The sequence below is a fragment of the candidate division Zixibacteria bacterium HGW-Zixibacteria-1 genome, from assembly GCA_002838945.1.
GTDB lineage: Bacteria > Zixibacteria > MSB-5A5 > GN15 > PGXB01 > PGXB01.
In genome coordinates this window covers 1-13,853 of sequence record PGXB01000064.1, presented here as the reverse complement: position 1 = coordinate 13,853, position 13,853 = coordinate 1, and the positions used below count along the sequence as shown (strand labels likewise).

At 47.9% G+C, this 13,853-nt stretch carries 10 protein-coding genes and 2 pseudogenes; 4 read left to right on the top strand and 8 right to left on the bottom strand.

What is annotated here, in order from left to right; translation table 11 throughout:
* Window positions 1–7: 7 nt before the first annotated feature.
* Window positions 8–2,446 carry a hypothetical protein gene (locus tag CVT49_15930; GenBank protein ID PKK82015.1) on the top strand — a complete coding sequence of 813 codons (2,439 nt, stop codon included), beginning with the start codon at window positions 8–10 and terminating at the stop codon, window positions 2,444–2,446.
* Between the two features lie 108 nt (window positions 2,447–2,554).
* Here the strand turns inward: CVT49_15930 and CVT49_15925 are convergent, their stop codons facing one another.
* Entirely contained in the window at window positions 2,555–3,763 is a 1,209-nt protein-coding gene (locus CVT49_15925) for a serine hydrolase (protein ID PKK82014.1), read from the bottom strand.
* Window positions 3,764–3,838: 75 nt separating this feature from the next.
* Entirely contained in the window at window positions 3,839–4,591 is a 753-nt protein-coding gene (locus tag CVT49_15920) for an enoyl-CoA hydratase/isomerase family protein (GenBank protein PKK82013.1), read from the bottom strand.
* A 180-nt stretch (window positions 4,592–4,771) separates the two neighbouring features.
* Between CVT49_15920 and CVT49_15915 the strand changes: the two genes are divergently transcribed.
* The gene (locus CVT49_15915) at window positions 4,772–5,326 is read left to right on the top strand and encodes a GNAT family N-acetyltransferase (protein PKK82012.1); all 555 of its coding nucleotides are present in this window, start codon (window positions 4,772–4,774) and stop codon (window positions 5,324–5,326) included.
* Window positions 5,327–5,776: 450 nt separating this feature from the next.
* Window positions 5,777–6,457 carry a hypothetical protein gene (locus CVT49_15910; protein ID PKK82011.1) on the top strand — a complete coding sequence of 227 codons (681 nt, stop codon included), beginning with the start codon at window positions 5,777–5,779 and terminating at the stop codon, window positions 6,455–6,457.
* A gap of 335 nt (window positions 6,458–6,792) precedes the next feature.
* Here CVT49_15910 and CVT49_15905 read toward each other — a convergent pair whose 3' ends face one another.
* The 3 genes and pseudogenes from CVT49_15905 to CVT49_15895 all read right to left on the bottom strand — a co-directional run bounded on the left by CVT49_15905 (window position 6,793) and on the right by CVT49_15895 (window position 9,240).
* Window positions 6,793–7,518, bottom strand: coding sequence for a hypothetical protein (locus CVT49_15905; protein PKK82016.1), 726 nt, complete (start codon window positions 7,516–7,518; stop codon window positions 6,793–6,795).
* A 48-nt stretch (window positions 7,519–7,566) separates the two neighbouring features.
* Window positions 7,567–7,950 (bottom strand): annotated as a pseudogene (locus tag CVT49_15900) (hypothetical protein).
* A 366-nt stretch (window positions 7,951–8,316) separates the two neighbouring features.
* A pseudogene (locus tag CVT49_15895) lies at window positions 8,317–9,240 on the bottom strand (hypothetical protein).
* A gap of 1,903 nt (window positions 9,241–11,143) precedes the next feature.
* Here CVT49_15895 and CVT49_15890 point away from each other — a divergent pair.
* Entirely contained in the window at window positions 11,144–11,710 is a 567-nt protein-coding gene (locus CVT49_15890; GenBank protein PKK82010.1) for a hypothetical protein, read from the top strand.
* Between the two features lie 139 nt (window positions 11,711–11,849).
* Here the strand turns inward: CVT49_15890 and CVT49_15885 are convergent, their stop codons facing one another.
* From CVT49_15885 to CVT49_15875, 3 genes are all read right to left on the bottom strand, one after another.
* Window positions 11,850–12,182 carry an RNA-binding protein gene (locus CVT49_15885; GenBank protein PKK82009.1) on the bottom strand — a complete coding sequence of 111 codons (333 nt, stop codon included), beginning with the start codon at window positions 12,180–12,182 and terminating at the stop codon, window positions 11,850–11,852.
* Window positions 12,183–12,566: 384 nt separating this feature from the next.
* A complete protein-coding gene (locus CVT49_15880) occupies window positions 12,567–13,013 on the bottom strand; it encodes a hypothetical protein (GenBank protein PKK82008.1) in 447 nt (148 codons plus the stop codon).
* 28 nt (window positions 13,014–13,041) lie between these two features.
* A complete protein-coding gene (locus CVT49_15875) occupies window positions 13,042–13,776 on the bottom strand; it encodes a hypothetical protein (protein PKK82007.1) in 735 nt (244 codons plus the stop codon).
* Window positions 13,777–13,853 lie beyond the last annotated feature (77 nt).

Here is a 13,853-nt window from a genome sequence, read left to right as displayed (position 1 = left end):
CACCATATTGGATACAACTCGGCCGGTCATCGCCTGTCCCAATAATAAGGTCGTCAGCTGCGGAATGTCAATTGACCCTGAATTTACCGGATACCCGACAGTAACAGATAATTGTGATGAAAGTGTGGCTTTATCCTATAAGGATATTAAATATGACAATATTATCAGGCGGTACTGGACAGCCACCGACAACGCCGGCAACAGCGCCCAATGCGTTCAGACTTTCATTGTATCAGATGCAACTCCGCCGACTATTGCCTGCCCCGATAATTTTGTTGTCAATTGTGGGTCATCAATTGATCCCGAATCTACCGGATACCCGACAGCAACCGATAATTGTAGTGAAAATGTGGCTTTATCCTATAATGATATTCAGCAAGCCAATATTATAACGCGGACCTGGACCGCGACCGACAATGTCGGCAACAGCGCCCAATGTGTTCAGACTATAACGATATCAGATACGTCTTCTTTGGTTATTTCTTGTCCCGGGAATTTAGTTGTCAATTGCGGATCTCCAACTGACCCACAATCCACTGGGTACCCTACAGTAATTGAAAATTGCAGTGACAGCACAATCCTTACTTATAGTGACGTTCAACAGGGTAATATTATCACGCGCACCTGGACGGCGACGGATAATGCCGGTAACAGCGCCCAATGTGTTCAAACCATAACGGTTTTAGATACAACTCCGCCGACTATCGCCTGTCCCGGCAATTTAGTCGTTAGTTGCGGGTCGTCAATTGATCCCGAATCTACCGGATACCCGACTGCTACTGATAATTGTAATGGTAATGTGACTTTATCATATAATGATATTCAACAAGCCAATATTATCACACGAACCTGGACGGCGACGGATAATGCCGGTAACAGCGCTCAATGCTTGCAGACTATCACGGTATTGGATACGACTCCGCCGCAATTTACCGGCGGCTGTCCGCCGAATATGACGGTCGAATGTGATGCCATCCCGGATCCGCCGGTGGTGACCGCCACTGACAATTGTGATCCTGATGTAAATATCGCCTTTAATGAACTTGTCGGCAGCAATGATATCACGCGCACCTGGACGGCGACCGACAACGCCGGCAACAGCGCCCAGTGCATCCAGACTATAATTATTAGCGATAATACACCACCCGAATTCGTCAGCAATTGTCCTGATAATATAACGGTGGCACCTGATGCCATCCCGAATCCGCCGATAATGACAGCCATCGACAACTGTGATCCGAATGTGGATATCGTCTTTGATGAAGTCATCGGCAATAATATCATTACCCGAACCTGGACGGCGACTGATGATGCCGGTAACAGCGCCGGATGCACTCAGACTATTTATATTGATATCGGGACCCAGGTATTGTCTGGAATTTCAGGACAAGTGATGGCGGATGGAATCGGGCTATATAATGCTGAGGTCAGGCTTTTCAATTCCGCCGGAAACCTGTTGACCGACATAGCCGCCGATAAGTATGGATATTATTCTTTTAGTGATGTGCCCGAAGGCAGCTATATGGTGGTATTAACGCCCCCGTTCGGCTTTACACCGGTAACCGATACATTGGTGGACGTCATGGTTGAAGGCTATGATGTTGATGTCTATTTTGATCTGACCAGCCAGGTTGTCACATATTGGTATTACAACTGGTGGTGGTGGAAAAATCAGTTTACTTATATTCAAAGGGGCGGCTACTACTTAAGCCGGGTTGAGGTGACTCCCGATGAATTCGAGGCGTTGTCGCAAGCAATATTTGACCATATATATGATAGAGACGATGGTTTTGAAATTCAAGTTGATTCGGTAACCTATATCGGCAATCCGCCAAGACCGATCACTTTTGAAGAACTTTCCGCCATATATCTGGGCGCATATTCAAGCAGCATTGATGCCTCGGTCAAGCGCTCTTTAAGCGCTAATTTGCTGAATATCGCTTCCGGGAAACTAAGTCAGTACGACATTGTAAGTTTTGACGGGGCCACAGCCAGTCAGACGCTTACATATTTAACGAACCTTTATTTGACCGGCGGGTCCTATGATAAATATGTTGTCGCTGTCAACCTGCAGAGAATGCATATGAGAATAATGATTTCCGCCGGAGTCATACCATTGACCACACCCAATATTGTCTATAAAGAAAATGATGAGGCCGATTCCGAAACAGGATTACTGCCAAACGAATTCGTTCTCTATCAGAATATGCCTAATCCCTTCAACCCGATTACGGAAATCAAATTTTATCTGCCACGAGCCTCAAATGTCAGACTTGAGATTTACAATATCATCGGCCAAAAAATAGCAACGCTGGTTGATGATAGATACTCCGCAGGAAATCATACGGCCATCTGGGATGCTTCCGGCTCCGGCAGCGGAATCTATTTCTATAGATTAGAAGCTGACGGCTTTAGAGATTCGAAGAAAATGGTATTGTTGAAGTAGATTTTGCGATTCCTTGTTTTCCGAAATATCCCAATTATAATACGCGAAGACCCTGTCAAAGGTACCAACGTCCGGCAAAGGAAGTGCATCATGGGAGGTTCGATTCTTTCATCGCGAGCAGTCTTTGTCACGAAGTTTGCGACAATCATCGAAAAGCCGAAGAATCTTCGGCACAAGCCGGTAAGGCAGGGGACCGGCATTTGCCTGATCAACCGTTCCGGAAAAAAACAGATCCATTTGCGGGCAATAGAAAAGCCATGAGCCGGTAGAGCCTGTATGACCGATGACAGCGGGCGCTGGATAGATGGGCGCAAATATGCGTGACAGGCGGCCCATGGCCCCGAGAATCGGGTCGTGGAAGCGCATCATTCCCAGACCATACTCTATGGGCCATGTTGGCAGGCGTAGAGCCACCCGATCAAGCGGCAGACCAAAACGATTCCATTTCCGCTGCATCAGGTTCAGTGTTTCCGGGGTATCAAAAATGTCGCCATGTATAAGCGCACTCATAAACTTAAGAGTGTCTCTGGCCGTACTGTAAATTGCCCAGGTTGAGCGCATTAACCGGGGAATGTTCAAGGGCTTTCTGCCAATCCACAGCGACGATGGATCTATTCCCGGCGAAGAGGGGCGGGAATAACCCGCGAGCCAGGTATGGTGCATGCCAAGGGGCCGGAAAAGAAGTTCCTCATGTACTTCGTGCAATTGTTTTCCCGTCACAGCTTCTATTATGGCGATAAGTAGTATAAAGTTCGTATCACTGTATCGAACCTTTTGGCGTCTTACCTCGACCGGCTGAGGGCGGAAGTGTGGGGAAAGCCGGTCGCGGACAGTGCTCAGCATATCGTATATGTTCATAGATACATCGCCATCCTGAAATAGTCGTTCGATAATACTTCCGCCGTCTTTGGGTCTATCTTCCAGCCAATCTGCAAGCCCTGATGTGTGGCCAAGAAGATGGCGAACAGTAATTGAATCGGTATAATCAACTCCGCGAAGCCGATGTATTCCACCAATCAGTCTATCCGTCAGATAAGCTGCAATCGGCTCATCCAACTTAATATGGTCCCTTTCACACAGTTTCAAAACAACCGCAGCCGTGAGTAACTTATCAATACTTGCGATAAAAAATGGTGTATCTTCTGTCATTGCTGTTCTGTCTGGTGCTGCGTTGCCAATGGCACCGGTCCATTGAAATGATCCATCACCGAGTGCTGCAGCTATTACCGCATGCGGAATGTTCTTTCGCGACACCAAGTCATGCAGAACTTTCTGCAAACCGTGAGCCATAGAAGCATTGATATTGTTATTTTCCATAGTCGCAATGTCGAAACCGTTTCATCCCCGATGAGAATCGGGGGTTTCGGGGATTTCAATCCAATTACCTCAATATCATGACCGGATCACTATTTTTTTCGTTTGCGCCCGCGTCTCGGGAGAGTACCAGATTTCGACAAACTCCCGGATGGATTCCTCCTCGCGATCACTCCACTCATCGACCACCGGTTGACGAAGCAATCGTTTCAAACTGGTAAAAGCCGGACTGTAACGCCGTCCGTATTCCTCGGCTTTCAAAGTAGTGCTTTCCATCAGGTTATCCGCCTTGACCAGTTCATCGGCGAGGCCCAGTTCCAAAGCCTCTTTCGGGCTGAACATATGCCCGGTGAGAAGCACTTTCTCGGCGGCGCGGTTCCCGACACAATGTTTGAGCATCGCCACTGTCCCGGCGAATATGGACGCCCCGAACGTGACTTCATTCAAAGCCATCTTGGCTGAATCATCGATCATCATCCGGTAATCGCAAGCCAGCGCCAGAATGCAGCCGCCCGCGACCGCATGGCCATTAATGGCGGCAATCACCGGTTTGGGAAATAGAAACAGATCGCGATACAAATTGCAGAATGATACCAGAAAGCGCGTGAATTCCTCTTTGGAATAATCATACATTTCGGGAATATCGAACCCGAATGAGAAAAATTTGCCGTTGCCGGTCAGTACGACTGTTTTGACTTCCGGGTTGTCGGCCAGTTCCGCCAGATGCCCGGACAGCTCCGCGACAAAATCCGGATTAATGGCATTGACTTTACCCCGCGACATGGTAATTACCGACGTCGCGTCTTTTGAGACAATATTTATACAGCTCATGATATTCTCCTTATTTGTCCTGGACAGGATTGTAATTCAAATTAAGATATAGTGGGAAATTCGACAAGCCATTTTTGGCGTATTTTTCCTTCCGTTGGGGATAGAAATATTTGTATTTTAAAGCAGGAACAACTGATTGACCATCTTATAAGGGTCTGTAAATAGAAATAGGTCGAATATATGCATGAAAACCGGCAAACTATTTATTTCCTTAAGACCGAGCGTCTTGGGTTCCGACCCTGGACAGAAAATGATTTTGATCTGGCTCTTGAACTGTGGGGGAATCTCGAAGTGACCAAATTGATCGGCGGGCCGTTTTCCGAGAAGCAGATCCGCGACAGGCTGAATCAGGAAATTGTCTGCATGTCTGCTTGTGGTGTCCAGTACTGGCCGATTTTCACGATTGCCGATAATGCGCATGTCGGATGCTGCGGTTTGAGGCCATACAAGCCGGATGAAAGGATTTATGAAATCGGCGTTCATTTGAAACCGGAATATCAGGGGATGGGACTGGCACAGGAAGCGGTCCTGGCGGTCATGGATTATGCTTTCAATTCTCTTAGCGCGGCCGGTTTGTTCGCCGGGCATAATCCTTCGAATGAAGCTTCACGGCGGCTCTTGAAAAAACTCAGGTTTCGATATACGCATGATGAATTCTATCCGCCGACCGGTCTGAATCACCCGTCATACACGATTCTGGCAGGGGAAATGTCCCAACTTCCCGGCGAAAAATAGCCCGGCCTGACCGGGGCCTGCAAACTGCCCGTTGCGTTAATTATTCTAAGACTTTTTTCTCCAAGTACGCAGATTTTTATTGTTTTTGGGAAAAAGCCCATTAATTTTAAGTTTATTGGCTTGATTGCAAGGCTGAAGAGGCGGCAAAGCGCCCGATAGTGATCAGAAGTAATAATATTGACGCTGTTGCTGCATCCGGGAAATAAAGAGAGCTGATCCCGAAGACGATAATATCTTCATGAGCGTGTCAACACTCCGGGATTTCGGCTTTTGGGCCGAATGGTAGTTAAAGAGAAGGCTGCCCCTTCAAGGTAAACCGTAACTTATACCCGGAAAAGGGAACCTGCTCGGTGAATTTGGGGAATAAGAAATCTTAATAGAATACTGGAATAAATCATTTTCCGGCGCTTTAAAAATATACAGACCTTAAACGAAAGTTGAGTGCCAGTTATGTTTGCCAATCATAAGCACTTATTATCATTTCGTAATATTTATATTCTCCTGCTTCCGGCCATCATGTACATTGTCTTTTTTTCGATTCGTATTCTCAAAATTCAGCCCACTCCCGAAGCAGGTATGGGTGATTTTATTACCGCTGTCAATTTTATTTTTGGAGCCTCTATTACTTATCTGATGTTTGTCGTACGCTGGCTGAAATTGCTGCCGTCGAACGGATCGGAGGAAAAGTGGTGGTGGCTGCTCGTAAGTCTCTTTTTGCTGTTCCTTGCCTATGATGAAATATATATGGTGCATGAAAACCTTGGCAGTATTTTTCATTTGAGGGATGTATACATATTTCTGACCTATGGTGCAATACTTCTCTTTCTTGTTTATTTGCACCGACATAAAATGACGTCAATTTTCGGTATATTCCTGGGCGGTTTCATTCTTCTGGCCGGTGTTTCCGTTGTCTCCGATACATTTCTCGGCGAAGGATTCATTTATATTTTCGGCAGAGAAATCGACTATGAGCAGCTTGCCGAATCACTGGGAGCGCTATCTTTATCCTGCGCTTTTGTCTCGTCCGCGGTTAACGAAACATTGCAATATATTACCGTAAGTCGTAAAGAGGCGGATCTGACACCGGTGCCGGTAAAGTCTGAAGCGGACCCTAAAATGCCCATCAACTAGTAATATTCGAACACAAGGAGAGGTCCCAGGCAAAAATAATTCTCATGCGACACTCCGACTGGAGCTTGTCTCCCACGCCATGGTATCAATCGCGAATATTTATACTTCTCGGGTCCGGTAAAAGTAAATACATTCGACTGAAAAGCCCGTCAGCACCTGTAATAATCGATCCCTGTGATGTATAACCCGGGTCGCCTGTGTCAAATGAGATCTATCTCTATATTTCCCGGAATTATTTTCCTTATTGCACCAACATTTTGAAACCTGATTCACATTAAAGAAATAAGAAAGGGACAGGCGGTTGGCCTGTCCCTTTAATCAGCATATAAGCAGGTTTACTTCAGGAGCAGCATTTTCCTGGAATCCGTGAATTCGCCCGCCTGAATCTTGTAGAAATAGATTCCGCTGGCGCATTGCTCGGCGTTCCATTGTACCGTATGCATGCCCGCTTCAAACTGTCCGTCGGCAACCGTGGCCACCTTCTGCCCAAGAATATTGAAGACAGAAAGATCGACCTGGCAGGCCTTCGGTAAATTAAAGTTGATCGAGGTCACCGGGTTGAACGGGTTCGGATAATTCTGCGAGATTGAGAATTCCTGAGGAATGATCGGTGTGACTTTCGCGACCTGGCTGGTGCCGCTCATGCCACGGAACTCGATGGCATCGATATAAACATCATCGGCATCACCACTGGCATCACACAGGAATCGTAGTTTGGCATTGGTCGGGAAATTGTAATTGCTCCTTGATATGGTCACAATCACGTGATAAAATGTCCCGTTGTTGAAGTCTATACCTCGTGCAAATGAAGCAACCGTCTGCCAGGCGGAACCGTTATAATATTGAACCCAGAAGTCTTCACCACTCTCCATACTTATGGCAACGAAGTAGAATTCGACTTCCAATTCCGTATAGCCGGTCACGTTGTAACTGCCGGTATGATAAAATGATGAAGCCACACCGCTGTTATCCTGAATGTCGGCCGCGGCCGAACCCTGATAGGCGTAAGTACCGCCGGTATAACGCGACATATCGGCGCCACCGTCGGTATAAGAACCCATGCCGCTTTCGAAGTCGTCATAGGTGATAGTCGTCCAAGCGCCCTGGGCACTCACGATGATATAGCCCGTCTTGGTTTCGCCGTCGGATCCGAAAGCGTTGGTCGCCGTCAGGGAGACGGTATAGGTGCCCCCACTGTTATAAGTGTGCGACGGGTTCTGCGCCGTCGAGGTTCCGCCGTCACCGAAGGTCCAGCTCCAGCTGGTCGGATTATTGGTCGACAGGTCAGTGAAGTTGACCGTCAGGGGGACCGTGCCGGAAGTAGGGTTACCGGAAAAATCAGCTACGGGCGGGACGTCATATGAGACGACACTTATATCATCAAAGGCCATACCATCGGTTGAGATGGCATAGTTGTCATACTGCTGGAACTTGATGACGAATGTGCTGGTCAAACTCAGACCGTAAGTCGTGGCCAACTGATCAACACTCATAAGGATTTGCTGATAAGTAGTGGTTCCGCCCGTCAGGTTCCGCACCTTGACAAAGGTCGAACCGCCATTATCCGAGAAGAAGACACCGTCCTGCGTGTGATCCTCATCCCCGAACTCTTTCCACCAGAAAGTCAGGTCGACATCACTCTTTCCGGCCAGATTCAGCCTCAGCCAGGCCTCATTCTGGGCGTATGTCCCATTTGTGATAACATCCATGGTCATATGGTATGACCCGCGCGGCGTATTTGCCGTGGTTATCTGGATACGGCCATTGGAATTGCTCGATTGCGTAAACCAGTATTGATCAAATGAACCTGTTTCAAATCCGGTCGAATATGGTGGAGCGGCATAAGGTGTAGATGGTTGAGTGACGGTTATATATCCGGTCTTTGTCTCGCCATCACTGCCGCAACTATTCGTCACTGTCAGAGCAACAGTATATGTCCCGGCAGATGTATATGTGTGCGATGGGTTCTGCGAGGTTGAGGTGCCGCCATCGCCGAAATTCCAGCTCCAGCTTGTCGCACCGGTCGACAGGTCGGTGAAGTTAACCGTCAATGGCGCATATCCCGAAGTCGGACTGCCGCTGAAGTTGGCCACCGGAGCAGTGCAGGTGACATTGATATAATTGGTCCGGGTATAAGTGTTATTCCCGCAGCCATTGATCGCCGTCAGGGCAACCGTGAATGTCCCGGCCGTCGTATAGGTATGGCTCGGATTGGTTGCGGTCGAAGTGCCGCCATCACCGAATGTCCATGAATATGATGTTGCGCCGGTTGAACTGTTGGTGAAATTGACCGTAAGCGGAACTTCACCCGAAGTGGGCGAACCGCTGAATCCGGCTGTCGGCGTGGTGCTTACAGTGATATAATTGGTCTTGGTTTCACCGTCGCTGCCGGCGGAGTTGGTGGCGGTCAAGGTGACGGTGTATGTTCCCACGGAATTATATGTGTGCGAGGGATTCTGGGCCGTCGAAGTGCCGCCGTCGCCGAAGGTCCAACTCCAGCTTGTCGGACTGCCGGTCGACTGATCGGTGAAATTGACTGTCAGCGGTACACAGCCGGAAGTCGGCGTTCCGGTAAAGGCGGCCACCGGCGGCGCCGGTCCGGTATTGACCGCATTGTATGAGTTGATCCGGCCTGCACCCATTTTGCCGATATAGGTCGAAGAGAGATAGGCATCGATATTGTCGGCGCTGGAATAGAGCTGGTTCTTGACCTGAGTCGCTGTCCATGATGGATTATGCGACCAGATCAGGGCTCCCACCGCGGCCGCCATCGGCGTTGCCATCGAGGTGCCGTCCATCGAGGCCCAATAATTGGTATTGGGATCGGTGTGATCGTGATAGGTCGAGTAAATACCGACACCGGGGGCGGAAATATCGACCCAGGTTCCATAGGTCGTAAAGCTGGCCGCAGCGTCGTTTTGATTTGTGGCGGCAACCGAAACCAGATCGCCGCGACCGTTCATGTAATCAGCCGTCTGGGTGCCGTCATTACCGGCCGCGACAAAAACAATACCGCCGCTTGCCAGGAAATAGTCAATGGCCGCGCCAAGACCGCCGGAGTTTGATGAACCCCAGCTGCACGAGGCTATTTTGGCGCCATTATTGGCGGCATAGTAGAAGGCCTCGGCCGCGGCATCCATCATAACGACGCCGTATTCCTGACCCAGATAATTATAGGAATAACCCATGCGAAGGGGCATGATTTTGACACCGTTGCCGTATTCGGCCTGGGAGCCGCTTAACCAGCCGCCCGCGGTACCGGCCATACCATAGCCGTCATTGGTAATCATGCCCATAATGCCGGCGGTATGGGTGCCGTGACCGTTGAAGTCACGTGGGTCATTATCTTTGGTGGTGCAGTCTTCTCCGGTCCAGCAGTTACTGACGCCGTTGATAAAATCATAACCAATCCAGTCATCGACATACCCGTTACCGTCATCATCCACGCCGGTCGATCCGTTCAACTCGGTCGTGTTGATCCACATATTACCGCGTGAGGCCCCGACATTGGTCGGCGAGGCATAAAGGCCGCCCAGATCGGGATGGTAATAGCGGGTGCCGGAATCGAGAAGGGCGATAATCATGGCGGTGCTGCCGGTCTCGATATTCCAGGCTTCGGGAGAATCGATATCATGATCGCTGGTTTGATTGTGATACCACTGGTAGCTGTAATAGCCGTCATTCGGTGTGGCATACATGGCATGGATGCCGATCGGCTCCACGGACTCGACATTCGGATCGTTCCGATAGGCTTCCATGACCTCATCGATATTTGCATCCGGGTCAAACTTGACCTTATAATAGCGCGACAGATCGAAAGTCCTTCCATTTTTTACTTCCGGCCTGGCGCCGACAAACTGCTGTCGAATTTCATCGACATAATACTTTTCAGCAATATTGTCCAGTGAACTGATGCCCATGACGGCTTTTCCGCTGGTCGGGGAAAGCCGTGGTGCAACCGGCCTGTCCATGGCCTTGAACTGGACAATTATCTCACCCTTGACATAACCAAGAAATGATGGGGCGTCGGTGGGGCGATCGACTTTGATGATGTCATCTGCAAAAGCAGTTCCCAAAGACAGGATGAGAAAACAAAAGACAACGATTCCTAACCTTTTCATACTTGGAATCCTCCAAAAGAGAAGTTAGTTTTTGAGGTGGTCTAATTTTTGGATAACTTTTTAAACTGTGAATCCTCCTTTCATAATTAAAGCGTTTATGTGTTGCAGTTAAACTACACTACACGGCGGGCGGCGACGATTTTGCGCAGCTTCACCAAAGGATGTAGTTTTTAAGCGAAAGTTGTCTGTTGGCTAGACTATTTATATGAAAATCGTCTATTCTTGTCAATAAAAAATGAAGGAATTTTATTAGCTTTGAACCATTTTGAAATGATTCTTTGACAGATGACATTTTTGATATTCTCTTGTGAATTAATAAGATAAGAAGATATTAAGGTGTTGTAACCGATTGAATAAGGTTGCTTTTGGCTTTCTCCGGACCTGAAAGCAACCGTGTCAAAGTTCTTCACTAAGCCGAAAATTTATGGGAATTATTTTATTCGAGCGTATAGAGATTTTTAATTTCGTATATTAGAATAATATGGCAAAGGCCGTATTTAAGAGAATTTGAATCTTTAATATCATATGACCTCCTGGGATAGAAAACCAAAGAAAGGATTTTTTTATGAGAAGGGCAGTCATTTTTGGCTTGATTAGCTGCACCCTGATTATGTGCGGCTGTCTGACGGTATCGCTGAATCCGTTTTATGAAAACAAGGATCTTGTTTTCGAACAGTCCCTATTGGGCACCTGGGCGGAGAAGGATGGCGATACTCATGTCGTTTTCGAAATGGCCGGGGAAAAGGCCTACATCATGACAAATATTGAATATGAGCAGGAATCGAGGTTCGAAGCTCATCTTTTCAGATCCGGCGGCGAACTCTTCCTTGACCTTTATCCGCGGGATCCCGGAGTAAATATAAATGATTTATACCGGGATCATTTGATAGGCGTCCATTCATTTTACCGTGTTCACCAGATCGAGCCGATGTTGGTGGTTTCGACGATAGAGTATGACTGGTTGAAAAAATATCTTTCCGAGAATCCCGGAGAACTGTCCTCGGTTATGGCCGGTGACAAGCTGGTCCTGACAGCATCGCCGGCAGATCTTCAGGCGTTTATCCTCAAGCACCTGAAGAGTGAAGGCGCTTTCTGCGAGCCGGCGGAATTCTATCGTATTGAAAAGGATTGATTTAGGCAGGCCGCACACCGGTGTGACCGAAGTCTCCACAGGTGTCTCAGTTATTTCCCAAAAGAAAAGAGACCGGAATTACTTCCGGTCTCTCAGTTCAAAGACTATTTAAAGGCTGTTATAACAGCAAAGAGTCTTTTTAGTAACGACCGCGACCACCGCCGCCGCCGCCACGATAACCACCACCACCGCCGCCGCGATTTCCACCGCCGCCGCCGCTGGGACGATCGGTGCGCGGACGCGCTTCATTAACATTCAGCGCCCGGCCGTTCATGTCTTTGCCGTTCAGCTCAGCGATTGCACTGGCAGCCGCACTCTTGTCGGCCATCTCTACGAAAGCAAACCCTCTGGGCTCTCCGGTGTACTTGTCTTTGATAATGTTTACACTTGAGACCTCACCATAGCTCTCAAATGTTTCTTTCAACTGATCTTCCGTCGTGTCAAACGACAGATTGCCAATGTAGATATTCATTCTACTCTCCGGTCTTGTTTATCCCCACTAAAAACCTCATCCTGTAGGGATTGCGTTCGTTGAGATAAACCCGTTCATGCGCACTATTGCGCTTCGGTTACCAAATTAAGCTTTTCTGGAGATTTTATAAGATTAACAAAGCCTCAATAAAGCGTTAAAGCAACCAATTACGACTATTTAATATATCGGTTTTAATTAAAAAGTCCACAACTATTTTAACAAGTTTTGTCTTGTCTGAGTTCCTTAAATTTCACACCACAATAAACTAATCTGGTTTTAAAAGTCAATCAAGTCTTTAATCTTTTCTGAAAATTTATGAGTTCAATTTGATTATGCGATTACACCACAATGAGTTATGGCTAATAAGATTTTTTGGTGTTATTCCTAAATCTGCTTATCAGGATCATTTATTACCCATGATGGCAGTTTTTCCGCCTTGACCAGAATTTTTAATAAATTCGGCATTCCGTCAAATTGCCTTATGCAAAGATTATATTCTTCCTCCGTCAATGTCTTCAGACGCGCCTGGTGAAACACCAACATTGACTGCCTGTTGCTGATAAGATTTCTTAGTTTATCGCAGACAAAATCATCACAGCCGGCGCAACTATCCACGCCGCGCTCCATGGCGCACGGTCGCGCCTGGCATTCCTTGTCCGCAATCTTAGACTTCCCACGGCACCCGCCGCATTTGACATTTTCCGCCGTATACATCTGAAGTCCGAATATTTTCCGCCAACCGTCAACCAGTTTTTGCCTGACGGCCGGGTCCTCGGATCGGGCAGCGCACAAATGGCAATTGTAGCCGCAGTATCCAGTCATTTCTTCCATTTATTTCTCCAACATCTATGGAATTACGTTATTTCAGAAAAAGCCGCTCCTTCAGCCAGGCTAATTTCTCGGGCGGGCCGGTCAGCCTGCGATCCCAATCGGGACCGGCATCTTTTTCGGAAATGACACAGCGAAGTATAATCACATTTTCAATGGAATTGAAGACAGCTTCTGACTTATATCGCTTCTCAAAGAAAACAGGGTAATTGTATCGACCGGGTAATTCAATCATCTCATTCCGGGCAACGATATGCAGCGCCCCGACCAGGGCGGTCTGGTGAAGAAATACTTTTTTATCACGGTCGTTCCGGCACATGTCCGCCAGGACAGGGTCTCTGTACAAGAGCCCGAAGTCGTTTGCCAGACGGCGCAAGACCCCTCTTTCGGGTCTGGCCACGACCAGCCCAATATGAAAATAGGCTCTTATCTTTTGATTGTCTGCCGGTGTTACCATCGGGAACAGCATATCATCTGAAATGGAAAGCACACGATAAATACGGCTCCAGAAATCATCCGGCGGCGCCTCGAAAAGAGAACCGGAACGGTTATGCATGACCGGGCAATATGCGAGGCATTGGTCGGAAGCAAGCTCGAAATCTGACGGTTCCGAGAGTACAATAGTATCATTGTCCATCAATACGAGTATCGATGCCTGGTTCTCCGCCGCAATCTCGGCTACCGCCGCCGCACATACTTTCCCGGCATAGAAGAGCCATTTGGCCTCATCCGGTATATGGCAGGTGTAATGCTCCCCATTTAGCAAGCCTTTTCTAAGAGAGTCCTCGTGGTTAAGTTATAGGTTTCTGCCATTTGATTTGGCGTGCGATAGCCCAGCGCCGA